The sequence below is a fragment of the Pseudomonas sp. D3-10 genome (genome assembly GCF_051132175.1).
Lineage (GTDB): Bacteria > Pseudomonadota > Gammaproteobacteria > Pseudomonadales > Pseudomonadaceae > Aquipseudomonas.
This window is the reverse complement of record NZ_CP071669.1, coordinates 28,566-52,537: the sequence shown is the minus strand read 5'-3', so window position 1 is coordinate 52,537 and position 23,972 is coordinate 28,566. Positions and strand designations below refer to the sequence as shown.

The 23,972-nt window shown below is 53.7% G+C and carries 29 protein-coding genes; 25 read left to right on the top strand and 4 right to left on the bottom strand.

All coding sequences use genetic code 11. The features are described from left to right. Nucleotides 1-51: 51 nt before the first annotated feature. From J3P90_RS26430 to traN, 9 genes are all read left to right on the top strand, one after another. Complete coding sequence (locus tag J3P90_RS26430) at nt 52-468, top strand: hypothetical protein (RefSeq protein ID WP_013100876.1); 417 nt, start codon at nt 52-54, stop codon at nt 466-468. A gap of 73 nt (nt 469-541) precedes the next feature. Beyond that, nucleotides 542-928: a hypothetical protein gene (locus J3P90_RS26425; protein ID WP_013100877.1), complete on the top strand. Its 387-nt coding sequence runs from the start codon at nt 542-544 to the stop codon at nt 926-928. Between the two features lie 30 nt (nt 929-958). After that, nucleotides 959-1,225 carry a hypothetical protein gene (locus J3P90_RS26420; protein WP_169715571.1) on the top strand — a complete coding sequence of 89 codons (267 nt, stop codon included), beginning with the start codon at nt 959-961 and terminating at the stop codon, nt 1,223-1,225. A 66-nt stretch (nt 1,226-1,291) separates the two neighbouring features. Further along, nucleotides 1,292-1,537 (top strand): hypothetical protein, encoded by a 246-nt coding sequence (locus J3P90_RS26415; protein ID WP_043859960.1) that lies wholly within the window; start codon nt 1,292-1,294, stop codon nt 1,535-1,537. A 397-nt stretch (nt 1,538-1,934) separates the two neighbouring features. After that, nucleotides 1,935-2,069, top strand: coding sequence for a hypothetical protein (locus J3P90_RS26410; protein WP_013100880.1), 135 nt, complete (start codon nt 1,935-1,937; stop codon nt 2,067-2,069). 270 nt (nt 2,070-2,339) lie between these two features. Then, nucleotides 2,340-2,546 (top strand): hypothetical protein, encoded by a 207-nt coding sequence (locus J3P90_RS26405; protein ID WP_011077965.1) that lies wholly within the window; start codon nt 2,340-2,342, stop codon nt 2,544-2,546. Between the two features lies 1 nt (nt 2,547). Next, a complete protein-coding gene (locus J3P90_RS26400; RefSeq protein WP_011077966.1) occupies nt 2,548-2,679 on the top strand; it encodes a hypothetical protein in 132 nt (43 codons plus the stop codon). A 142-nt stretch (nt 2,680-2,821) separates the two neighbouring features. Continuing rightward, the gene (locus J3P90_RS26395; protein WP_011077967.1) at nt 2,822-3,019 is read left to right on the top strand and encodes a hypothetical protein; all 198 of its coding nucleotides are present in this window, start codon (nt 2,822-2,824) and stop codon (nt 3,017-3,019) included. Between the two features lie 126 nt (nt 3,020-3,145). After that, nucleotides 3,146-5,779 carry a conjugal transfer mating pair stabilization protein TraN gene (gene traN / locus J3P90_RS26390; RefSeq protein WP_434676726.1) on the top strand — a complete coding sequence of 878 codons (2,634 nt, stop codon included), beginning with the start codon at nt 3,146-3,148 and terminating at the stop codon, nt 5,777-5,779. Between the two features lie 42 nt (nt 5,780-5,821). On the opposite strand, the gene J3P90_RS26385 is transcribed toward traN, so the two are convergent. From J3P90_RS26385 to J3P90_RS26370, 4 genes are all read right to left on the bottom strand, one after another. Further along, on the bottom strand, nt 5,822-6,661 hold the full coding sequence (locus tag J3P90_RS26385) for a hypothetical protein (protein ID WP_434676725.1): 840 nt from the start codon (nt 6,659-6,661) through the stop codon (nt 5,822-5,824). Between the two features lie 81 nt (nt 6,662-6,742). Then, entirely contained in the window at nt 6,743-6,916 is a 174-nt protein-coding gene (gene csrA / locus J3P90_RS26380) for a carbon storage regulator CsrA (protein WP_102685502.1), read from the bottom strand. A gap of 556 nt (nt 6,917-7,472) precedes the next feature. Next, nucleotides 7,473-8,321, bottom strand: a complete 849-nt coding sequence (locus J3P90_RS26375) for a DsbA family protein (protein ID WP_434676724.1) — start codon at nt 8,319-8,321, stop codon at nt 7,473-7,475. Between the two features lie 6 nt (nt 8,322-8,327). Beyond that, the gene (locus J3P90_RS26370) at nt 8,328-8,885 is read right to left on the bottom strand and encodes a hypothetical protein (protein WP_434676723.1); all 558 of its coding nucleotides are present in this window, start codon (nt 8,883-8,885) and stop codon (nt 8,328-8,330) included. A gap of 422 nt (nt 8,886-9,307) precedes the next feature. On the opposite strand from J3P90_RS26370, the gene J3P90_RS26365 reads away from it, so the two are divergent. From J3P90_RS26365 to traV, 16 genes are all read left to right on the top strand, one after another. Then, nucleotides 9,308-9,829 carry a single-stranded DNA-binding protein gene (locus J3P90_RS26365; protein WP_434676722.1) on the top strand — a complete coding sequence of 174 codons (522 nt, stop codon included), beginning with the start codon at nt 9,308-9,310 and terminating at the stop codon, nt 9,827-9,829. 67 nt (nt 9,830-9,896) lie between these two features. Then, nucleotides 9,897-10,988 carry a recombinase RecT gene (locus tag J3P90_RS26360; RefSeq protein ID WP_434676721.1) on the top strand — a complete coding sequence of 364 codons (1,092 nt, stop codon included), beginning with the start codon at nt 9,897-9,899 and terminating at the stop codon, nt 10,986-10,988. A gap of 240 nt (nt 10,989-11,228) precedes the next feature. After that, nucleotides 11,229-11,480, top strand: a complete 252-nt coding sequence (locus J3P90_RS26355; protein ID WP_434676720.1) for a hypothetical protein — start codon at nt 11,229-11,231, stop codon at nt 11,478-11,480. Nucleotides 11,481-11,611: 131 nt separating this feature from the next. Further along, the gene (locus J3P90_RS26350) at nt 11,612-11,791 is read left to right on the top strand and encodes a hypothetical protein (RefSeq protein ID WP_434676719.1); all 180 of its coding nucleotides are present in this window, start codon (nt 11,612-11,614) and stop codon (nt 11,789-11,791) included. Further along, on the top strand, nt 11,772-12,275 hold the full coding sequence (locus J3P90_RS26345; protein ID WP_434676718.1) for a hypothetical protein: 504 nt from the start codon (nt 11,772-11,774) through the stop codon (nt 12,273-12,275). The genes J3P90_RS26350 and J3P90_RS26345 overlap by 20 nt, the downstream gene beginning before the upstream one ends. Before the next feature lie 184 nt (nt 12,276-12,459). Then, the gene (locus tag J3P90_RS26340; protein WP_434676717.1) at nt 12,460-13,503 is read left to right on the top strand and encodes a lambda-exonuclease family protein; all 1,044 of its coding nucleotides are present in this window, start codon (nt 12,460-12,462) and stop codon (nt 13,501-13,503) included. Continuing rightward, entirely contained in the window at nt 13,454-16,156 is a 2,703-nt protein-coding gene (gene mobH, locus J3P90_RS26335) for a MobH family relaxase (RefSeq protein WP_434676716.1), read from the top strand. The genes J3P90_RS26340 and mobH overlap by 50 nt, the downstream gene beginning before the upstream one ends. Then, nucleotides 16,153-17,982, top strand: coding sequence for a conjugative transfer system coupling protein TraD (traD, locus tag J3P90_RS26330; RefSeq protein ID WP_434676715.1), 1,830 nt, complete (start codon nt 16,153-16,155; stop codon nt 17,980-17,982). Before mobH ends, traD begins: the two co-directional genes overlap by 4 nt. A gap of 14 nt (nt 17,983-17,996) precedes the next feature. Beyond that, nucleotides 17,997-18,353 (top strand): hypothetical protein, encoded by a 357-nt coding sequence (locus J3P90_RS26325; RefSeq protein WP_434676714.1) that lies wholly within the window; start codon nt 17,997-17,999, stop codon nt 18,351-18,353. Next, nucleotides 18,346-18,993 (top strand): DUF4400 domain-containing protein, encoded by a 648-nt coding sequence (locus J3P90_RS26320; RefSeq protein WP_434676713.1) that lies wholly within the window; start codon nt 18,346-18,348, stop codon nt 18,991-18,993. Before J3P90_RS26325 ends, J3P90_RS26320 begins: the two co-directional genes overlap by 8 nt. Before the next feature lie 87 nt (nt 18,994-19,080). Continuing rightward, a complete protein-coding gene (locus tag J3P90_RS26315; protein WP_434676712.1) occupies nt 19,081-19,866 on the top strand; it encodes a DsbA family protein in 786 nt (261 codons plus the stop codon). Further along, the gene (gene traL, locus J3P90_RS26310) at nt 19,863-20,150 is read left to right on the top strand and encodes a type IV conjugative transfer system protein TraL (RefSeq protein WP_011077985.1); all 288 of its coding nucleotides are present in this window, start codon (nt 19,863-19,865) and stop codon (nt 20,148-20,150) included. Before J3P90_RS26315 ends, traL begins: the two co-directional genes overlap by 4 nt. Beyond that, the gene (locus J3P90_RS26305; RefSeq protein ID WP_434676711.1) at nt 20,150-20,788 is read left to right on the top strand and encodes a TraE/TraK family type IV conjugative transfer system protein; all 639 of its coding nucleotides are present in this window, start codon (nt 20,150-20,152) and stop codon (nt 20,786-20,788) included. The genes traL and J3P90_RS26305 overlap by 1 nt, the downstream gene beginning before the upstream one ends. A gap of 184 nt (nt 20,789-20,972) precedes the next feature. Continuing rightward, nucleotides 20,973-22,013 (top strand): type-F conjugative transfer system secretin TraK, encoded by a 1,041-nt coding sequence (locus tag J3P90_RS26300; protein WP_434676710.1) that lies wholly within the window; start codon nt 20,973-20,975, stop codon nt 22,011-22,013. 12 nt (nt 22,014-22,025) lie between these two features. Continuing rightward, complete coding sequence (locus J3P90_RS26295; protein WP_434676709.1) at nt 22,026-23,342, top strand: TrbI/VirB10 family protein; 1,317 nt, start codon at nt 22,026-22,028, stop codon at nt 23,340-23,342. A gap of 10 nt (nt 23,343-23,352) precedes the next feature. Continuing rightward, a complete protein-coding gene (gene traV / locus J3P90_RS26290; protein ID WP_434676708.1) occupies nt 23,353-23,853 on the top strand; it encodes a type IV conjugative transfer system lipoprotein TraV in 501 nt (166 codons plus the stop codon). Nucleotides 23,854-23,972: the final 119 nt, after the last annotated feature.

Genomic DNA, 23,972 nt, shown 5'->3' with positions numbered 1-23,972 from the left:
ACTAGGGGCTTTCCCTAGTGGGAGGCCTCTGTCGGTTTGAGGAGGTCTGAAATGGAAAATACTGCGACTGCGTTGCCCTTGCTGGATCTGTTTGGGGAACAAGTAATTATTCAGCGCCGCTCGTTTGAGCGGAGACCACGGAGAAAGGCAAGCCATGCGCGAGTCTTTCAACTTGGATTTCTCGACATTCTGGAAATGTCAGACGCTGAGTTGGAAGCCCTGCGGACACGAGACGAAATCACCGATGATTACGTTGAGTGGATGCGGGAATACCTGCTGAAAATCACTCTGAGGCAAATCATTCATCCTCAGGTCAGTGAGCAGAATTGGCGCGAAGCAATGGATTGGGTACTTTCGGACGAAGTTCATCCGTTTAGCTTCCGAGTCTGTTGTGAAGCAATGATGTGCGACTTCGAAGATGTTCGCGCTACCACATTGAAAATCGCAGCCAAAGAACTGTTTAAGTAAATAGAAGCCCGATAGGGGGAAAGCCCCCTACGGGCTTTCTCCCTTTCTGCGTTTCGTAGAAATGGAGAATCAGATGAATGCTTATAAGGATGCCCAGGCCGGCGAAGCCAGGACGTTCGTTACTCGTAACGATCAGGTGGTCAAGCTAGTTGAAAGGCTGCTGAAACGCGCTGCCGGCGTTCTCGTCGAGAAGGTTTGCCGCAAGGCTATGACGGAAGGCGAGCTTCAGGTTGTAAAGCAGGCGGTTGAGCGTGGCGAGCTGTACAAGGTTTTCAGCCTTGTTCGTCCGGCTGCTGACCAAATGCGACGTGTGGACAGCAAGAACATTTACTGGGACTGGATTGATGCCTTCGGGAGCTATTCGGACGCAGTTGGCTCTTGCTGGCCATACATGAGCCAGGAGCGAAGAGCGTACGCTCTGCTGCACGCTGAAGAGCTGGCCAACGCAATCTGCAAATAACCCTACCGGGGAACCCCGGCGGGGTTCTCCATGAAAATGGAGATGAAAATGCACCGGTTTGTGGAAGAAAAGATGGCAAAAGTCGCGCCTGTTCCATGCGACTTCATCCTTGGCGATACCGTGACGGTGACAAATGGATACGGAGTCGAAATCCAGGGAAAGAAAATCCTTGGATTCGTCCGGGAGATCGATCCTGAGTTTCGTCCCGAAGCGTTCATTTTTCTGGACTGGGATTGCTACTGGTTCCCGGTATCACCGGATAAATTGAAGCTCGAAAGCCGAGACCTAACGGTCTAATCAAACCACCCTAGGGGGAGAAATCCCCCACGGGACTTCTCCCTGCACGGATGTATGGAGAAGTTGATGAACGCGATCCTCGAAGCTGCTCGTTTGCAAGGCCAGGCCTCGATAAGCCGTAAGGCTTGGGTAACCAAAGGGGGCACAAAGGTTCACCTATGGGAGCTGTCATCAGGGGGAGTCATCCTCCTGAAGCACTCGCGGGGAGAAGGTTTTTTCCAGCCGATAAAGCTGGAGGAGCCAATGGAGATGGTTGTTGACCGTTTCCGGAATAAATGCGGCCACAAGGTGTTCTCACCTAGTGGGCTATGAGTGTGAAAGGGTGGCCTTCGGGTCACCCTTTTTTTTGGTTCGCCATCTTGTTAAAGGGCATCGGTTTGGTATCATCGCAGGCATAGAGCGGGCCTCAGGTCGAGCTCTCAAGAACCCCTCCAGCACAGAGCCCTCTGTGCTTAGAACTTAGCGCCATGCATGAGCATGTCCGCCAAGGCCTGAAACGTGTATGCGTTCAGGCAGTGTTTCATCATGTATGTGATGAGTCACAAAAAGCAGAGCCACGCTTTCAAACCGGCTTAAAAATAGCACTCAAATTATCGACATCCAGGCAACTGGATATTGGTTTTTCTGCGTGCATAAAAAACCCGCAGCGGGGAGATTACTTCCCGCCAGGGTGGTTCTCCGTCTGCATCTTTTGCTAACGGAGAACGCCATGAAAACTCTCATCGTCCTTACCGCTCTTGTTGTTGGTGGCATTCAACTTGGCTTCAAGGCGTTCGATGCAGGCGTTGAAACTGCTCAGCAGTCTCACACCGCAGAAATGATCAAGGCACGTCACGCGCTTTGATTCAATAAGGCTCTTGGCAAATTACTTTCGGTTCTCCGGGAGTCTTTGCTCCATAAGAGGTCTTTCCGATGTTTCATGTAAACGCAATTGACGCTGTTCGCAGCGCATCATCGTTGGCTGAAAAATCGAAATGTGCCTATGCGATTTATTCGCAGGCAAATGGCTTTATTGTTGTTCTACTGACTCAGCCGAACGGCTCGGAGTTGGAAATAATTAAACCCTGACGGGGAATCCCGTTGGGACTCCTCGTCTTTTTGAGGAGTAAAAATCATGTACAAAAAAATACTGTTCGACTGGATTAAGGCTTCACTTATGGGCGTTGGCTGTAGCTTGTTGGCAGCCGCTTTCGTTTCCATCGTTACACCAGGGACGCATCCGCTTGTCGTATCGTTCTGTCTGGTGCTTGGCGTGGTAATGATGATCGCCGATTTGGTGGTATCCTTGATTACAGCGATGAGCAATCCGAAAGGAGAATGAAATGGACTCGATGCAGATGCTTGTTTACGCAATCGTAGGTGTGGTCAGCGTTTTGGCCCTAACCGGCGTGATCGGTTATGTGGTTGCTGACCGTCTCGACAAGAAGCACGGCACCAACATCAAGGCCCACTGAGCCATCCCTTAGGGGTTTGCCCAGTGAACGGATTCAAGTCTAGCTTCGGCTAGGCCGCTGCGTGGTCACCCTCCGTGGGTGATCCACCAGAGCCCTTCCGTGTGAAGGGCTCTGGGGATCACCCACACCAGGAGAGTTGAACATGACCGCAGCAAACGCACTATTCTGCCAAGAACTCAAAGAACTGATGGTCGAGTCTGGTCGGGTGTTCAAAGTCCCCGAGCAGATCGCCAGAACTGTTTCATCCTCTGATCCGGATACCCGGTTCGTCAAATCATGGGCGGTGATTCATCGCTTGATCCCGAGTGATGGTCAGGTCTTAGTAGTGCCTCAGGCATGATCAAAAACATAGCGAGCCCCGGCCGGTGACACCACCAGCCGGGGCTTTGCTTTTTCAGGCGGTTTTATTGCCTGAAACCGCGCCATTGTGTTTCCCCCCTGCCATAGCATCAAAGCATCCCTATTTATGGACATGCGATCGATGCGACAACCACTCAAAACCACGCTCATACGCCTGGTCAACGCGACCGTCATAGGCCTGTATCTCAACAGCATGACCTTCACTGCTTGGGCCGACGCAGTAACGGCAGGATCGGCGGCCGGCCAATCGGTAGGCCAACAGGCACTTCAGGTTTTCGACGGTGGGAATGCCTCGGTCACGCTCCAAGACCTTTTCCCTGATGCCGGCGATACGGTGTCGCTAGAGAATGTCTATGGCGACGATGTGAAGACTATTGATCTCGGGTTGCGTGCCAATACTCGTCTGAAATCGGAATCGTCCTCTGAGGGAGAGGCATATAGAACGCTGATCGACAGCGGCAATCGCATGTCTGTAGATCTGTCCAAAGACCCTATGCTCAACCAGGCTGATAAAGTGCGCTCGCCCGACTTCATGGACGGGTTTAAGCAAAATTTCGCAGATTGCAAATCAACCGATGTATTTGAGAACGTGACGAAGAACGCTCATGTTGCCAATTACAAAACATGTGAGCGCGTCGTGGATCAGGGCGGAAACGTCGAGTTCCTGCATGATTACAAGGTAGGTGTAATCGAATATGTTTCCGGGCAGCCAAACTTCCAGTCGTGCGGCCGCGGCTGCTTGTATATCTGGGTCGGCACGGTCGGGGACAACTACTGGAGCGGGAACTGCAAAATCTATGAGGAGTACACCCGATTCCGCGTGATAGCCAAGGACGCCATCATTTCAGCAACCATCGATAGGGCTGTTTTCGACGATTATTTCCAAATCCTTTTCAATGACGAAATGCTTTGGACGCATACTCCTGGTATCTTCCCGCCGGAAACAGCTGGAAGCTGCGAACGCGGAACAAGCTGGAACGTAGCTCCGAACAAGGTGATCACTAACAAGTTCGACAGCGATGACGACGTGATCACGTTCAAAACCCGCACCTCGGTTACCGGTGGTGGTGAGGGTTACGCCCGCATCAAGATCATCTATGACCCGGCAAAGGCGTTTGTCGATAATGGTTGGGGGCCCGAAGAGCGCCTGCCCATGTTCGACATGATTGAGGATGGGTTCTGCACCAACGCTCAGATGTCGTGCACGTCTATGCCGGCGGTGGACGCCAATGGCTGTACTGAAACCAATGGTGTTCGGATCTGCCGCTCTGACATGCCACCATCCCCGCACCCGAGTATCGATCCTCTTTGCAATAAGGCCCAGGTAAGCGCCGAGTGCTCCTACTACAAGGGGAAAATGGATTGCTACACGGACGCCAAGGGGGTGCAGCGGTGCCCAACAAATGATGGCGGTAACCTGAACACCTGCGCCCAGTACGAGCAGAATCCCAGCTGCGGTTTTATCTCTCAAGGCTGTATTGATGGCGCAAAAGGCGAGACAGGCTCTTGCTATGCCTTCGAGGAGGTCTGGGACTGCGGTTATGACACCAGCTACGAAACTATCGTGAACACTGGAGCCCAAATCGAATGCCCTGGTGGCGCACGGTGCATGGGCAGTGAGTGTTTCGACTCGTCGAACACGAAAAGCGGCGATTTTGCCTATGCGGTGGCCATGCTTCAGGTTGCTCAGTTTGCTGAGCACGACTTGGACTGCGGTGGTGATGGTACCGATATCAACCAGGCGAATGACTGCAAGGTGTTCAAAGGCGAGGCGATGGAGTGCAAGAAGGCGCTCGGGGGGTATGTTGACTGCTGCGAAGCCCCAGAAAGCGTGTCCATCTTCGACTACGTAAATTTGACGATGAACACGCTCAAGATGACCAGCTCACTCGAGGCTTTGAACCGAACTGGCAGTCTATTCGCACCCGGCTACTGGGCTGCTGGTACTGAAGCCGCAATGTCCGTGGGCTCATCTGTTATTAAGGGACAATGGGGGACGATTGTTGACTCTGCAACCGCGGCTTTCAATGATGCCTTCGCAGGTGTAGCGCAAGAAACTCTCATGGGTGAGCTGCAAAAATGGCTCATGCAACAAGCCTATGATGCGATGGTGGATATGGGGGCAACAGCGGCGGCAGATGCTGTGTTTGCAACGGGTGCCGATGGCGCAGTAACTGGACTTGGTGCAAACGCCGCAATGGTGGTGAACATCATAGGCTGGGTGTACATGGTCTACGTGATTGTAGATCTGCTGATCAACATCATCTGGGAATGCGAAGAGAAAGAATTCGAGCTGGGGGCGAAAAAGGAAACTCGCCAATGCCATTTTGTTGGCAGTTACTGTGCATCCGAAGTGCTCGGGTCTTGTGTAGAAAAAAGAGAGGCCCATTGCTGTTTCGGCTCTGTTGTAGCACGAATCATTCAGGAGTCCGCTCGTGAGCAGCTGGGGTTGGGATGGGGTGACGTGAAGTCGCCTACGTGCGAAGGGATTACCCCTGATCAGCTGGGCCAGATGGATTGGTCGCGTGTGGATTTGTCGGAGTGGATCGGCATGTTAAACCTGGCCGGTCGGTTGCCAACAGCAAATACTGTATCGCTTGAGGATGTAACAGGTAGTGGAAGTCGTCTTGAAATATCTCAAGGTGAAACACGGTTGAATACCTTAGACCGAAACCTGAAAAGACTTGAGGGGTTCGATGTTGATGCAGTGAAGAAAAAGGCAGAGGAAGATATGCGTTAAAATGAAAGCCCCGCGATCGCGGGGCTTTTTAGTTGTTGGCTTTTATTTGCCAACAAAATATAGCGACTGTCCTTTGTTAATAATTCGTGCCGGAACAGAGTTCTTCCTGAGCTTCTGCCCAGGATGATACATATAGAACCAGTCAGGTAAAAACTTGGACATCTGAGTCATCGCTTCCACTGTCGTCATGTCGTTCTTCATGCCGTCAATTGTATACTGCCCATTAAGTACAAAGATTGGGCCGTAAACCTGATTGGCGGCGGTGATAAAACTCGGAGCGGGTATCGCAGCTTCTGTAAATGGAGTGGGAGTTTCTTTCAAGAGCGCTGCGGGGCTGCCATATGCCTTACCGTGATTAGACGGGTACTGGCCAACCCTAGGAGAGAGCTTCGAGCGCTCACTTGGAAATGCCTTTACCCGAGCCTCTTCAACCAATTTAAGCACTAGGGCTGAGGCCTCCTCGGGCGAGCTTGCAAGCGTGGATGGCACCCATGCGGCTGTCTGGTAAGTGCGGGCTGGATCGCTCGAACCACCCAGGAGAAAGAGACCAATGCCTAGCCCAAGAGCGGCATTGCTGCTTACGCCTGAGGGCGGGGACGCATAACCGCCTGCGGCAATAGCGACATCGCCCACAGACGAACCGCCCGTACCTGGAGTCGCTGTTGTCGGGCCGGATGTAGCCAGCTCGAGAGGAACATCACGCTGGCCAGAAATGTTCATTGCAGTCAGAACGTGCATTGCATCAGACCATTTTTCCTTCGGTACATTCTGCGGATCAGGCAGCTGCACGGAGGTAGCCTTCGGCGAGGAAGAGCACCCGACCAGGAGGGCAATAGCTGCGGCGAGAAGCCCGGTGCGGATCGTTATACTGCGGTTCTTCATGGTGAAACTCCTTTTTTCGATAGCCATAGGTTACCGTCTTCGGCGGTGATCCCAAGCGAAGTCGAACGACTGACTGTGTGATCAGGGTGTTTTTTCGTTCTGGATGCGCTGGTAGATCTCTTCGCGGTAGATCTTCACCTCTTTCGGCGCTTCAAACGCCAATCTGACCGTACCGTTCGCAGCCTTTGTGACGATCACCTGTATGTCGTTGCCGAGCCGAATTGACTCCCCTACCTTGCGCTCAATGTGCAGCATTACTGCCTCCTCAGGCTTCAGCCGTGTTCTGGCTGGCCTCATACTTCTCCAGGATCTTCAGCAGCGATTCCGCCGCCTTCGAGTCAAGCCGCAACTCATGCTGCGCATCGCCCCCGGACTTGAGTTGATCACGCAGGCTTCCTGTAAGGCCGCTCTCCCTGATACGTTCGTTGAGGTCGTGCCCAGTACATCACCGCTCTGGAATATCCCAAACACAAGAAAAACCCCGCCGGGGCGGGGTTGGAGTCATCGACTCATGGGTGGTAAATCCGGTAAACGACCAAGCCTCTCCTCAAATACTAGCCGGCTATGACCACAATCCCAGAGAGAGAACATAAGTCCTGTACTCGTGTCCGCGGCGATAAAATCCTCTCCGTTTGGAATGAGGCTGTATCCGTTGGCTGAGATGAGATCGAAAACCTCATCCCAGGTACTGGCCCTGCGTAGCGCATGGAAAAGACCCGCCCGACCTTCAAGCTGCTGTGTCATAGCGACACGAGCGCTAGAAAGCGCATGACTGCCCCCGAAATCTAGCTGGTCGGGCCATTCACCCAGCCTATTGAGCACCGATCTCATTGGCCGCGCCCTCAGCAGGGGTATCCAGCTTGTCTTGGTTGGGAGCCTCGTCGCGCATTTTGACCAGCTGCTGCATGGTCTGGAGTAGCACCTGTGTGCTTTGCGCACCTTTCACCAGCAGTTTGTTGCCTGTGAGGTTGTCGACTACGACCGTTGCTGGCGTGCCAGTGACGCCCATGTTCGTGCCTTTCTTCACCTGGCCTTCGATCAAGGCTTGGTATTTGCCGCTTTCCATGCACTGACGATAGGCATCAAGGGGAGCGCCAACCTCCTGAGCAAGACGCTCTACGTCCTCGACACCTTGGCCATTGAGTTGAGTGCGAGCGAACCATTCGCCAGTAAATGCCCAGAAGGCTTTGTTGCCGGCGACCTCTCCCACGCACTCAGATGCGTGAGCTGCCACTTCGGCCGCAGGGTTATGGAAGGCCAGGGGGTAATGCTGCCATTCCCAGTTAATACGTCCTTCGGACTTGTCAGCCATCTGCTTCGGCGTGTCATGGAAGCGCTTGCAATACGGGCATTCCAGGTCACTGAACTCGACCAGGGTAAATTGCGCATCCATGCTGCCGTAGATGTGCCGACCTTCGATGCTGGTGTCAGCTGCGCCGCTCCAATTCGAGAGGATTTTCGCTTTCGCTGCGTTGATCTTCTCGATCTCGCGATCCTTGAGGGTCTTGTCGACGGCCCCTGGCAGCTGTTCAACGAGGGCTTTCTTCACCGCCATTTCGGTGTAGCTCTGCCCCATGTAGACAGAGACACCGACAGCAACGGCAGAGGTCACGATTGAAACGCCGATGGCTGTAGCAAGAGTGGGATTGAATTTAGGCATGACTGATCACTTATAAGAGGGCGGAAGAGATGGTTTCAGGTGAAGAGGGACATCCTTCGGGGTGCCTTCGACGAGAATGACCCACTCCTCGTAGCTCAACCGTTGAGCCCCTTTGCAGAGCTTGTTCCGGACGGCAATGTAGTCATCGACCGAACCGGCCGCGTTGGCCAAGGTGACGATGCGCTCGCTTGCGGCGGGTTGGCCAAGAGCAAAGGCCTGCGCCACATTTTCGGAGTCAGCACAGTTGGCCTGGAACATGGATGAGGGGACTGCAACGCTATCGTTCGTTGTAAGGCGTGCTTGCAGCTCTGGGTGAAGCTTCCCGGCCGGGGTCTCGAGAACATCGAGGCTGCCAAGAACGGGTTGATAGGTGGGTTTTCGCAATGCTGCACCGCCTCGGCCAGTATGCCCCCAGCTGGTGTGGTATTCGCGCATGTCGGGCTTGTAGCTTGCGACCTCGAATGGCGTGCCTGGGGCAGGGGGTTCTGGCTTGTTGGCACAACCCGCTGTGAGCGCCAAGCCAATGGCCAGGCCTAGCGGCAATAGAGATTTAAGGTGGTGCATGGTTGATCCTCTGAGGCTGGTAAGGATCATTTTCCTCCGTACAGAAAAGGGGATGGCCCGTTTTCAGGACGAAAAAGCGACTGAAAAAACGCGGGCAAAAAACCCGCTTGCCATTGGATTCAGCTTGTTGCAGACTTCCTATCACGTCGAGTAGCTCGGCGTTATAAATCCGGATTGCATGCCTTGCAGTCCATCTACAGGCCCAGCGCCTCATGGTTGAATTTCAACCATCATGAATTCCCAGATTAAGTCAGCCCACATGTGTGGACTGATTTAGTCATGCGCTTCGTCGCATGGTCGGCTTGTTGGCCGTCTCAAAAGTACAACCAAAAACTCATGAAAAACCAAACCCCAACGGGGCTGCTATTGCCCCCGTATTGGGGTAATGCCGCCCCGTAGTTCTATCTGAATGGAGAAATACTATGGCTCGCGGCGTAAATAAAGTGATCTTGGTTGGCACCTGTGGTCAAGATCCAGAAACTCGCTACTTACCTAACGGTAATGCAGTAACCAATCTCAGCCTTGCAACAAGTGAGCAGTGGACTGACAAGCAAACGGGACAGAAAGTCGAAAGGACCGAATGGCACCGTGTTTCATTGTTTGGGAAAGTCGCTGAAATCGCTGGTGAGTATCTGCGGAAAGGATCGCAGGTATACATCGAAGGTAAGCTTCAAACACGAGAGTGGGAAAAAGACGGTATCAAACGGTACACCACCGAAATTATCGTCGACATGCAGGGCACCATGCAGCTCCTGGGTGGCAAACCAGATCGGAGCGATTCTCAAGGGCAACCCCGCGAGCAACGTCCGCAACAGCAATCACGTCCTAACCAGTCTCCTCGGCAGCCTGCTCCCCAGCAGCAACAGCAGCAACCGAGTTATGACAGCTTCGACGACGACATCCCTTTTGCCCCAATTAGCCGTTTGCTTCTAAACATCATCTAATCAGGCAGAAGTCAGTCAAGAATTAACGCATCTTCGGGTGCGTTTTCTTTTTAGAAAGGAAAATGAAATGAGCGATAACTTCCAAAACGCAGTTGCAATTATTGCGAAGCAAGAAGAAAAGTTCATCAAGCTAGTGGAGTCGTCGAAGACTGACGTGATGTTCAAAAATGAGCTGCTGTTTGCATCGCAGGCCATGATGAACAACGACTATCTGTGCAAGTGCGCTACGACTAACCCGCTAAGCCTTAGAAATGCCTTTAGCCAGGTTGCGGCTTACGGATTGACTCTTAATCAATCCCGACAGCTCGCGTACTTGGTGCCCCGAGACGGGCAGGTGGTTTTGGACGTGTCCTGGAGGGGCATGGTCAAGGTCGCTGTGAACGACGGTGCGATCCGTGATTGCATCGTTGAATTGGTCTACTCGAAAGACAAGTTCGAGTACAGAGGGAAGCGACAGAGCCCGACCCATACGTTCAACCCTTTCGACAAGAAGGCTGATCGTGGGGAGTTTGTAGGTTGCTACGTCGAAGCTCTTCTGCCTGATGGCCGCGTTCACGTTGAGGCGGTGACCGCGGATGAAATCAATGCTGCTCGAGATGCTTCGGAGCTGTGGAAACGTAAGAAGAAAGGCCCCTGGGTCGACTTCGAAGACTCCATGCGCAAGAAGTCGGCTATCAAGATTGCAAGGAAATACTGGCCTCAGACCGGCTCAAAGCTGGACGGAGTGATTCAGTACCTCAATACAGACGCTGGGGAAGGGTTCTCTTCCAACGATGTGCCAGTTGAAGTTGTTGAGCGATACATGGGCGCTGCTGATGTCGTGGAACCTGAACCGCTGCCTACCTCTAACCAGGTTGATCAGCACCCGGCATCTGATGCTCAGCCCGAACAGGCGGCTAATCCAAAAGTTGCAGATCCTGCCCCGGCAGATGACGTGATTGAAGGTGAAGTTGTCCGTGAAGAAAGCCAAGTTCCGCCCCCTGCTGATCTGCCTAAGAAGACGATCAACAAGGTTGCGGAAGTCGTTCGGCGCGCCCGTGCTGCCAATTGTTGGGAACCTGCTTTCGAGTACGTTTCAACGTGGCCTGTAGTTGCTCGGGATTACGCTGTAACTCAGTTGAAATTTGCGCAATACGTTGCTCAGTCGCAAGGCGAGTGACGCCAAAAAAACGCTTTGGGGGGCCTTTTTGCATAGGGCGCTTCGAACTGACCACAACCCTACGGGGCTTCCCCGTAAAGGGGGGCTCCGTCAGTTAAAAAGGAACCAATCAGATGGCTGACTTGATCGTCTTCATTCTGACCCTGCTGCTGCCGTAAGGCATCTGCAAATAAACTCCCTGACGGGGCATATCACCGCTAGGTGATTGCCCTTCGTCGCTCCCAATAAGGAAATTAAGTGATGAAAAAAATGATCGCCATTGTGGGGGTCGCTGTTGTTGTTTTAGCGGCTCTATTTTTCGCCGGAGTCACCCTGAGTAAAGAATTCAGTGATGCATCTGCCGAGGAAATAAAATCTGTTAGCGCCGAGTCACCTTGCTCACGAAAGTTGCTATCTCAGGCAAATCGCGAGGCTCGGATAATTCGAGTTCGCGACCTCGATTTGGTTAGGGCTCTTTGTTCTAGGATCGACGAACAAGCTAACGCTTTTTAACGAGAGCATTTGTCTGTGAAAACAAGACAACTTGCTGATTAAAAAATGCATTTGCATCACCCTGAGGGGCATCGCCCCCACAGGGAAGGTGCCTCTTTTTCAGGGCTAAAAATCTGAGAAGGAGATACACCATGCGGACTTACATCCTATCGATGACCATCCTGCATACACAGCAGAAGGTTACCTTCCGTTGTGAAGCAACCACCTTCGGCGACGCGATCGACAAAGCAGAGAAGGCCCATCCGGGTTTTTTTGCCGTTCTGACCCACTCCCTTCCAGGAGAGAAGAACAATGCGACCGTCAACCGTTGAGGGGCTGAAGGACTCCCTTGCTAGCTGGGGGGAGATGAAAGAAGAGGGTGGGGCGTTCGCGGAATACGCTGACGAAATGATCGAGCAATTTCAGGTGAAGCTCATTCTCCTGGAGTACCTGCTTTGTCAGTTCACTATCCACGGACTTGGCTTGACGCTGAAGCATCGGAGCCGGGATGCCTGGGGTGTTCTTATCCCAGACGCATCTCAGCAAGGGCGCTTTCGGTGGCAGGCGTTTCAACGCGATGGCTTCACCGGCCATTGCACGCATGACACGCCGGAGCTGTGCATCGGCGACATGCTTGACGATGGATACGCACTTCTAGATATGGGGGCGCTTGATCGATTGTCGGGTACTGCTGAATGGCAGCGCGGCATGGAGATCGTCGCAGTGATTCAGGCTTGCAATGCAGGTCAGTTGAGCTTCGAGGATGCCATGCGCAAGCGAGAAGATATCTACTCCCGCTACGCGAAGGTTGCGTAAGCGTGAGCATCACTGGAACACCAGAGAAAGAATATCCCCCAGGGGGCGAAAGCCCTCTGGGGTTACGCCTTTTCGGGGGTGCCACTTGGGTTTTCGAGCCAGGGTGGTGAACTTGAGAAAAGGAGAAATCAGATGAAGACCTTTGAATCCAGCTGCTTGCTGGAGTTCTATGAGGGTGTCAGCAATGAAGATCGTTGACATCGCACAGCGGACTCCCGAGTGGCATGCGTGGCGAAGGGAAGGCATGAGTGCAACCAGTTGCGCGGTCGTCATGGAGGAGAACCCTGATAAAACGCCACTGGAACTCTGGAAAGAACTGGTCGGAATTGTCGAGCCAGCTGACTTGTCGGTAATCCCGCAGGTTAGGAGGGGAGTCAAATTCGAACCGCTAGCGCTACAAGCCTTTGAGGATAAGTACGGCAAGATGGCTTTGCCGTTCTGTGCAGAGTCGACCGCATACCCTTTTATTCGGGCATCGTTCGATGGGGTTCTGGATGACAAGTCTCCGGTAGAGATCAAGAATCTCTCCGAAACCAACCATCTGGAGGTGCTGCAACTCAGGGAGCATAGCAAGGCATTTAAGCTGTACCGCTGGCAAGTGATGCATCAGATGATCGTCAGTGGAGCACGGCGCGGTTACCTGTGGTTTTGGTCGCCGAAGCATGAACCCTGCTGTTTGATCGTTGACTGGGATGACCTTCTGGTGAGACGAATCATTCAGGCAGAAGAAATCTTCTGGGGGCTGGTGATGCGCGGTGTGCCGCCTGAGGCCGATCCAAAGCGGGACGTTATTCCGCTGGATAGGCTGGACCTGGCTGCATGGCGTCCGCTAGCAAATGCCAGGAGGGCGAAGGAGAGCAAGATTGCTGAGCTGAAGGCCCAGTTGAAAGTGCTCACCAAGGAAGCAAAAGACCTTGAGGCCGAGATCCTGCCGTTGCTGGGGGAGTTCCGCCGGGCCGATGCTCTGGGTGTGAAAGTCACGAGCTACGAAGTGGCTGGCACTGTGGATTGGAAAGGTGTTGCGCAGGAGCTGGAGGCGGTTATTCCGCCCGATGTGATCGCGAGACACCAAACCGGTTCGTCAATGGCTACGCGGTTCTCTGTGGATGCCTCCTACGATGAAAGTAAGGCCAAACCTGAGCCGTTGCCCCGCATACGGCAAAAGGTGGACACAATAAATGAGACGGTCGAAGAGCCGTCACAGTTTTTCGGAACCTTCTGGTTCTAACCCCTCAGCCCGGCACTTGCCGGGTTTTTTTTCGACCATAAAACTGCCTGAAAACGAAACTCAAGGCGGTATCCCTCACGCATCATTCTCAGCACACAACATGGCCGAGAAGCGTATGCCTCCATTTTCATTCCTGAAACGCCTGTGGCCTCGAAGCGAGCGTGCCCTTACGGACAGCTTCGCGCATCCGGCCGAGCAGATGATTACTCCTGAGATCAAGCGGTACCTGGAGAACCATAACTGGCGAAATCTTCGGTACCCACCCTACCAAGAGGGTTATCCTGGGCTGGTTAGCGGGCAGTGGTTCATGCGCAATTATCAGCACGAACTGTTCGATCGGATTATTCATTCAGTCGGGATGCCTGCCAGTGACCTCAAGCTCTACGTTGAGCCGATCCTGGTGAATTTCGCCGAATTGGCGCACATGCTGCCGGCGTCGGAGAACCACCATCACTCCGGCCCAGGCGGATTGCTCCGACATAGCCTTGAGGTCGCCTCGCTCACCCTGGATGGGTGCCTTACCACAGCCTTTGATACAAACGAGACCCCGGCACGGCGAAGCATGCGCTTGCGTCGGTGGTACGTCGCGGGCATCGCGTCGGGGCTGCTACACGACGCAGGGAAGCCTCTCACAGATATTCGTGCCACCGATTTTGAAGGCAACAACCAGTGGATCTACGCGCAGGAAACGCTTCATGACTGGTCTGTGCGCAACAAGCTGACCCGCTATTTCCTGCATTGGAATTCCAATAGGCATGGTAATCACGTTCAGGTCTCTGTGGCGCAAGCAACACGGATCATTCCGCCAGCCGTACAGGCATGGTTGATTGAAGGTGGCCACGACATCTACGAAGCGCTCCTCGATGCAATTTCCGGGAGCGGAAGCTCGCCTCTGACCGAGTTGGTCAAGTGGGCCGACTCTGCATCCACCAAGCGTGACCTCAATCGAGGCTCGAATAATGGCGGCGGCAATGCAACAGGTGTTCCGGTTCCGCGGTTGGTGTCGGATGCAATGCTGCGGTTGCTGAGTGACGGAACCTGGAAGATCAACATGCCTGGCGGCCGCGTATGGGTTGCAACTGATGGCATCTACATCGTTTGGAACCAAGGTGCCGAGGAGATTGTGAGCTTGCTGGTCGGTGATGGGGTTGTGGCCATCCCGCGATCACCTGACACGCTAATTGGTTCCTTGGTAGAGCACGGAATAGCAGAGAGAGCCCCAACCGGCGACTTGTACTGGCTGGTTACGCCCCACCTTCTCCGCAAGAACGGCAAAGGCCCGGCGCTGCGCTGCATGAAGCTTGTGAATCCGGACATCCTTTTTCCAACCACACCGATTCCGCCGCCAGTTTCCATCGGCCTTGGGAAGGAGGGAAAGCAGAAGGATGTCATTGCTCCTAACGATACGGCTGGCGCAGCAGCGAACGCGCTGAGCGAGCATCAGGAAGACCTGTTTGGGGCCGATCTAACTGGAGACTCGAGCGGGGATACTGACGCTGATTCGGGTCCTACACCTCCTAAAGAATCCACATCGTCGAAGACAGCAAGAAAGAAAAAAGCGGCTCCAAGGCAAGCAGCTCCGGTACCAACAACCGCCTCTTCAGGGGTTAGCCTCAAACAAGCGCAGAACCCCGTCGAAGACACCCCTGTTAATGTGGATTCAGAGCCGGCGGCTGACGAAACGGCGGTAATTGCTTCCTCCCAACCAGAGGAAGCTTTGGATGCTGAGGAGGAGGAAGAAGCACCTCAGGAGCCACCTGCCAGCCTTGAGGAAATGCTGCTTTTCTTGAGTCCTCACTCGCCGGAGGCTGATTCACATCAAGAAGAAACACTCCCGGCCGCTGAGGCTGAAATTAGCTCCGATCCCTCTGATGCTGATCCGCAGGCTGGATCAGGGCAAGTTGCGCAGGAGCTTTTGCCTCGTCAGGAAAAGATTTCCCTCAACTCCATCATGGGGCAAGGCAAACGCACGCCTAAAACTACGCCTCCGGCGGAGTCGAAGAAGCAGAAAGACGGAGAGGTCGGACGCGTGGCGGAGGAGGTGCCATGCGCTTCCAGCATCTTGCCAGCCGATGTCGTCTCGAAGCTTACAGCGCACGAATGCTACCTGTTGGAACAACAACCTGATCTTGCCCAGAAGCTCATCACCGCGACTCAAGACCCCGAGAACGCGGCATTAGCAAGAAACAAGGTATTCGTTCGACTGGGAAAATCTTCCTTCCTTGCTGAGGACATCCACCCGCTCGTCCATGCGGGCTGGTTGTGGCAGGACATTACGGTCGAAGGTCCGGCCCTGACCCGGACCCTACAGTCCCGTGAAGGCTTCATGCTCACTGCCGACTACAGCGTCATCTACTGCAAGTTAGCGGAGCTGGACTGGGCTATTCCTCACCTTTCGCGGCTTCGTGAAGCCGACATCCCAAGCCTCGAGCAGGCTGTGAAGTCGCTGATCGAGAAGGCCGTACTTGAGGATATAGGCGGCTCACCTGTGCTCAGCCTCACAACCTACATGCTCACGAATGTCGCTGAGCGGTTCGGCATCACATCAACATCCCTAGAGAACGCAGTGTTCTGCTTCCGCGATGCCGTCAAGGTCGCCAAGCGCAGAAAAATCTTCGTTCGCCCCCTTTACGAGGAGCTTCCGAAAAAATGAGTGAATGGGATTACACCAGTTACTGGCGGAAAAACTACGAGGCGAGGGAAGCAGCTGCGTGGGGTTCGTCAATGCTCGCCGGCACCGCCGTTCAACTGATGACGCAGATGCCGGTAACCCCATATCTGATAACGCTTGGAGTGCAGGCTGGATTCGCGTTAGCTGCTATCCCACGGGCATTACGCGTTTACCAAGCAAAAGCTTGCCTGCTCGGAAAAGAATTGTCGTTCATCACCTTGGAGGAGGTGATGGAGTTAGTAAAGCGTCATCCTCACGAGTTCTATTTCGGCGAGGCCTTTTCTTGGAGGCAAATGCACGGGCAATACGCTTTTGAGCTTCAGGCAATGGATGTAGAGGCCATTCTAGGAAAGAGAGGTAGGCGCCAGGCAGATGTGAAGGGCACGCGGTGGATACATGGGATTGGTATGGCAGAAGAGGAGCCATGCTTTCGGCCACACGATCAACGTTCTATTCATCATTTAATAACTGGTACTACCGGTGCCGGAAAAAGTCGATGGTTTGATATCGCTATTGCTCAGTGCGTTGCCCGCGGAGAGGCGGTTATCGTAATTGATCCAAAAGGGGATAAAGGTCTTGCAGCTACATGTAAGCGCGCCTGTGCTGCGGTTGGTAAACCGAGCTTGTTCAAATATTTCCATCCGGCGCATCCAGACAAATCTGTTCGCTTATCTCTGACAAAAAACTTTGGCCGAGCTACTGAAATTGCGTCAAGGGTTGCGGTGTTGATGCAAAGCAAGGCAGGTGATCCTTTCCAAGCCTTTGCCCAAATGTCGTTGAACAGCGTCATACAGGCCATGCTGATATGCAACATTCTTCCAACACTCGTAGGAATCAGGCGGACACTCGAAGGTGACGTTCCTGGTCTAACAATAAAAGTTGTGATGGCCTATGGAGCGGAAGTTTTCGGGGAAGCTGAATTTGCACGTATGGCGGACTCAGCAGTTTTGTCCGCAAAAGTGAAAGATATTGAGCAGAAAGCAAAAGTATTACGCCGCGTTTACTACAACGACATTGCGAAGGTCAAAGCGAATACCGACCTTGAAGGTTTGCTGACAATGCTCGAACACGAGCGGGCACACTTCAGCAAAATGATCGCTGGTCTATTACCTATTCTTACAATGCTCACATCGGGGGAGATGGGGCCATTGCTATCTCCGCACACCGACGACGAAGATCCTCGACTAATAAGCGATCTCAACTCGGTAATTAACGCTGACCAGGTTCTTTACCTCGGTCTCGACTCACTTTCTGACCCAATGGTTGGTTCGACTATCGGTTCGCTCGCTCTAGCAGACCTGGCCTCTACAGCTGGTGAGATCTACAACCATAGGTTGCCGAAACCAGTAAACATATTTGTTGACGAGGCTGCTGAAGTTATCAACGACCAGCTCATTCAACTGCTCAACAAGGGGCGTGGCGCGGGAATCAACCTTTACATTGCAACGCAGACAATTGCCGATTTCGTAGCCCGTATGGGCGACGAGGCTAAGGCAATGCAGGTACTTGGTAACTGCAACAACATCATTTGTTTCCGCGTCTTGGACTCCGATACCCAAGAGTTTGTATCGAAAAAAATGACACCGACGCGGTTCAAATACGTGATGCGAACTCAGGGTAACTCAGCAGGTGAGGGTGGAGTGTTGCAGGGAGGTAATGTCGGCGAGCGTCTTATGCAGGAGGAGGGTGAGCGCTTCCCTGCCGCTCTTCTCGGAGAACTACCCGACTTGGAATTCCTTGCGATATTCGCCGGCGGCGATATCCGTAAGGGGCGACTCCCTATTCTCACCAGCCCGACTGCCAACTGATTCCGGAGTAAGAAATGACTGTCTCGATTCCACTAGAAATTCAGCGGCTCACTGGCCTGGATGAGGCCTCAACAACTCGGCTGCGCACGTTTGACCTGGAATGGCGTTGTGGCACGCAATTCATCTTCAAGATGCTTGAGGCGGGTCATAAACCCGAGGTGATTGGCGCAGCCCTGATCGACGTGCTGGTGGCTTACCAGCGTATGTGTCGCGAGGGCGTCAGCGACTTCATCCGGCTTCGCGTAGTGCTTGGCCACATCCTCCAGATCCTCACGAGCTACGGCAACGCCCCTGCACCGGATGATGTTGTCCTGTGGTGCGAAACAACCAATGTCCCGCAACCTATCCGGGAGTACCTGATCAATGGCTGAGATGCTTGAAGAGAAGTGGCCTAAGGGCGTTATGGCCTCTATAGCGTTCTTCTTCGTCCTGATCCTGATGCTGGCAACCGTCGCGCCGAACAAGCTTGTGGATACGGTGATGCTGAAGGAGCGGAAGTGGGGCATTGAATTGCTTGGCGATTCGGACATGGAGAAGGTGCTGGAGAAAACCAATCGCTACTACTCGGCACTTGTCATCGACTCCGGGGCAAAAAAGGTTATCTCCGACATGTTGATGCCTCGAGGGGGCACCGTGGATGCCTTCGAAAAGAACGTGGATTGGTGGTTTCGGTACCTCGAGTCCCGAGGTGAGGCCGTCCAGAAAATCATCTACCAGATGGTTTACCGGATAGTTCTAACGCTTTACTGGTTACCACTGCTGATCGCGGTTCTGGTGCCGGCTATTTACGCCGGATGGATGCGCTGGAATGCGAAGCGGCATGGATTCGACTACTCATCACCGTTCCTGAATAACAACGCCGCGATCGTCCTGTCATGGGGCGGAATGCTCATCGTACTCAGCGTGTTGATGCCTCTGCCTTTACCGCCGCTCGTTATCTCAACCTTCATCGTCATCATGCTGCCTGTCGTGCTGTCCGTGCTGATCAGCAACCTGCCAAAGCGCATTTGAATTCTGACCATAAAACCGCCTGAAAACGGAACTTTCAGGCGGTGTTTGTCCGCAAAATGCCCCTAACACCACGACAGGCTGATCCTTATGGCACCGAAAACGACACCATCAAAAACGATCCCTTTTGCTATTGCTATCACAGCCCTTGCCACCGCTCTGGTAGTTGGCTCGTACTACCACTTCACCACGATGAGCCAGCTACAAGGCCAGGTCAAAAGCCTTGAAGGTGAATTGTCTGTTGCGAAAGCACAGGCAGTTGACCCCGCCGCGATCCAAGAGATCGTCGATAACCTCAAACAGCTTCCAGAAGATGTTATCCCCGCAGCTCCGGACAACTGGATCTATGGCTCCTCATCTGCTCGGTACACGCTTATCGAGATGACTGACACGGAATGCCCTTACTGCCGCGATCACTTTCCCCTGTTGAAAGCACTCATCGAGTCGTCGGCTGGGCAAATCAATGCCGCGATTCTCCACGTCCCCGCGCTTGGTGAGGCCTCTCGGCGACAAGCCCTAGCTATCGAGTGTGCTGGTGAACAAGGTGGCTCAGATGCTGCCTGGAAGTACACCCAGACGGTATTCGATAAAACAGGTGGCAACGGCAAGGGGGTTTCAGAATCGCTCGTGTCCCTTGCGACCGAGCTCGGCCTGGATGGGAAGCGTTTTGCAGCCTGCACGGATTCAAAGCAGGCCATCGAGCGAGTAACTGGCGACCTCGATCAAGCAATAAAGCTGGGCATCCAACAGACCCCTTCGACCCTGCTCCTGGACAATCAGACAGGTATGTCGATGGTTCTTCAAGGTGCCAACGCTAGTCATGAAGGCATCCTCAAGGCGATTGCCAGCATCAGCAAAGAAGGGGGTGCCAAGTGAGTGAGCCAATCAAAATCCCGGCATACATCGACCAGCCGCCTCACGTTATGTTTTGGCGTTTGGATGAGGTGATGCCGATCGGAATCGGCTTGGTTGCCGGCGTTCTTCTGGCACAGCTGATTCTCTGCACGGTGGTAGGTCTGTTGCTCGCTCGCTTCTATCGCCGCTTCTGCGACAACCGCCCTGACGGCTTTCTGCTTCACGCCATTTACTGGCACTGGGGAGCTATCGGCCGGAAGAGAGTGCGATCCATGCCCAATTCCTACGAGAGAGAGTTCGTCTGATGCTTTTAAAGTCGCTTAGCAATTCGTTTGATGGCATGCGCGGAGAAAATCAGTTTCTGCGCATTGCCGTTGCTGGCCTTGTCTTGAGCAATCTGCTGGTGTCCTGCTCTGCTCTCAACAAGGATGAAGTGGTCACCGTGATACCACCCACTCTGACTGAGACGGCCTGGGTCAGCAAAACGCAAAGTTCCGGTGAATACGCAGACGCATGGGCTCTGTACATCGCGATGATGCTGGGCAACGTCACCCCGCATAATGCCTCTGTAGTGAAGGATGCCTTGGGTCCTATCCTCGATAAGGCGATCTATCAAGACACGATGAAGGTTCTCGATACCCAGATTCATCAGATCCGCCAGGATCGTGTGACCCTGAGCTTCGAGCCGCAGAAGGTGCTCCGCGATAACCTCAACGAGAACAAGTTCTACGTTACCGGCCGCTCCGTTAGCGAAGGGCCGGCTGGCGATAAAAAGCGTAGCAACCGAACCTATGAGTTTGAGCTTGTGATCAAAGACTACAAGCCAGTACTGAGTTGGCTCAGCACGAACTCTGGCGATGCTCGAACTCAGGATGTGGTTGATCGCGAGAACAGCAAGGCCGAGAAAAAAGCAGAGCGCGAGAAAAGAAAACAAAATCAGTAGCGCCAAGTTGAGGCACAAGAAACCCATGTCGATGTTCCTGGCATGGGTTTTTTTGTGGGTATCGCCGGTCAACGCATATACGGAATAGCCCTCTGTTTTCAGACGCAAAAGTTGCTTGAAAACGCAACTCAAGCGGCGGAATGCCCCCCAGAATTGACGACAACTCAGAGCAGAGGTCGTCTCGATGTCACTTCCAGTTTCCCTCCATTTTTTCAAGCCAGCTGCGCTGGTACTGGCTATGGCGGCTGCACTGCCAGCTATTGCCCAGGACCAGATTCAGATACCAGGCATGAACATGCCAGTTGCTGCCAGCGTGCAGCCTCATGTGGTTGCCAAGCCTGTCGCTACTCCAGAGAGCGTCCCGGAACGACAGGAGAAGCCTCAGACGGAAAAGAAGCAACGTCTGGTCGCCGTCACTCCGGGCTCTGCTGAAAACCCCAGCGTGCCGGCCAGCGTTATGAAGAAGCCTGTGCCAGCGCAGCCTATCGAGTCCCGCCAAGACGTGGTTGTTTCGAGCGGCACCAATACCCTGATTCCGATCAGCCGTGGCCAAATGAACCGTATCGTCACGCCGTTCGATGTACCTAAAGTCCAGACAGTGAGCACGGCCGACATTTCGGTAAGCGGTAACGTTCTTTATGTCACAACTTTCGAAGATAAGCCGGTGACTATGTACGTCACGCCGGACGACGATGAGACCGTAGCAATCTCCCTGACCTTATTGCCGCAGGGCGTTCCCCCCATCCAAGCAAACCTGATTCTGGCGAAAAATGTGCAAGGCCTTGCGAGCGGCTTGCCAGTCACTTCGTCTACGAACTACAGCGGCCAGGCCCGGAAGTGGGAACGCTCTCAGCCGTACATGGACACGCTTCGCTCCCTGATGCGCGAAATGGCGCTGGGCAAGCTACCACGTGGATACAGCTTCGGTGCTCTTACGAACGGCAACAAGATCCCTGCCTGCGCGCAACCAAGCCTCAGCTTCGATTTCAGCAAGTCGCAGCTGATCGAAGGGCATGACTTCAAAGTTTTCGTGGCCACGGCGGAGAACGTGTCGGCCAGGACTGTCGAGTTCGATCACGCCTCTTGCACTCACCCTCATCGAGCGGCTGTAAGCGCATGGCCAGATGAGGTGCTTGAGCCTGGCCAGAAAACAGAGGTGTTTGTAGTCACTCGGGTTCCGACCGAAGTGCCGCAAAGCTCCACCCGCCCAAGCCTGTTGCAGTAAGGGGAACCATCCGTGAAAGCGATTCAGCAATTCTTCGAAAAACTCACGCCGAGGGGCAAGCTCATGCTTGCCATCGGTGGGACGGTTCTGATCGTCGGTACTGTCGTTGGCGTGGCCATGAACGCAGCAACTCCCGAGCGTAAGTCACGCGCAGCGGCAAAGCCACAGGTCGAGGCCATCCTCACCGACGAAGATCCTCGTGCGCTGGGCATGGACTCCATTGCGAGCCAACTTCGACAGCTCCAGGCGCAGCAAAACCGGCTTGAGCGGACGATGGGGCAGAAAGAAAAAGACGTTCAACTCAAAAACACGCAAGAAAAAGTGAGCGGCCTGGAGCAAGAACTCCAGCTGGTTCAGAAAGAGTTGGCGCGGGTTGGACGCGAAAAGAAAGGCACCGGTGAGGGTGGGGATAACTCATCAGATAGCTCTGCCGCCAACCAGGCACGATCCCCTATCCCGCCTCGCGAATCGGTATTCGTCAACAAGGCAACGAGCTCGCCGGCAGAGCTGACAGACGTTTACTCGAACTTGCCTCCAGAGCAACCGGAAGACCCAAAGTCGCGATCCAGCGAGAAAACGGAAGCGCCGAAGATCCGGGTGATCAAGGCGAAGGAAGATGAGGGAAAGAGCGATAAGCCAGAGGAGCTTTCTGTGACGCTGCCCGCGGGTTCGATTTTGTCGGGTGTCTTGGTCACAGGCATGGATGCGCCGACAGGAAAGCAGGCACAGCGTGACCCCTTTCCAAGCCTCATCCGTATCAAGAGTGAAGCAATTCTCCCCAACCGCTTCAGAGCGGATTTCCGTGAGTGTTTCATGATTGCTGGCGGTTGGGGCGATCTCAGTTCTGAACGGGCCTATATGCGTGCCGAACGTTTGTCGTGCGTTCGCAATGACGGCTCGGTACTTGAATCAAGCGTTGAGGCGTATGCCACAGGTGAAGACGGTAAAGCTGGCTTGCGCGGCCGGCTGGTAAGCAAACAAGGGCAGATCATTGCTCGAAGCTTGGGAGCGGGTTTCCTCCAAGGTATAGCTGGAGCTTTTAACGTCCAAAAGGTACCGACAATCAATGTGACGCGAGCTAGTGATGACGGCAAGACAGTAGCTCCAGTTTACGAGCAGGCATTCGATAGCAACGCGCTTCAGTCAGCCGGGTTCAGCGGTGCGGGCTCAGCCCTTGAGCGCATAGCTGACTTCTATTTGGAGATGGCGGAAAGCATCTTCCCTGTTATTGAAATCGACGCAATGCGTGAAGTCGACTTCATCGTTAATAAAGGCATGACCGTAAAGTTCAATGCAACCACTCTTAAAGTCAATGACGTTAATCAGTAAGGACATCGTAATGATCAAGCAACTTATCCTGGCGATTGCAGTAGCGGCACTGACTTCTGGTTGCACTAGCATCATGGGTTTGGGCTCAGATGAATATGCATGTAAGGGCATGCCTAATGGCGTTACCTGCATGTCTGCGAAAGATGTTTATTCGGCCACTGAAGGTGATGATTACAAGACTCAGCTTAAAAAAGAACAGGAGGGCGGCGCGGCGAGCAGCGATAAACCATCAACTGGCAATGCTACCCGCGTGCTGATAGCTGAAGGATCAGATAACGCACCGGTGCCTATGAGAGCCCGGAATCCGCTTCCTATTCGTTCGCAAGCTGTTGTGATGCGTATTGCCATTGATCCATGGGAGGACGAGAAAGGCGACCTGTACGTTCCAGGTTTCATTTATACCGAAGTTGAAGCGCGACGCTGGGAGATCGGCGCTCGAAACCCCCTACCAACACCAACCTTACGCCCCCTTACAGTTGTTCAGCCGCCGCAGGCTAAACCTGCCAAGTAGAAAATAACGAAGTGCCGGTGGTGGAGCAGAAATGCGCCTTGCGAAAGCGGGCGCATTTGGTCGTTTCAAGACCTAACAAAACACACTCTAAGGTTTCGCTTGCCAACGCGAGTTAAAGG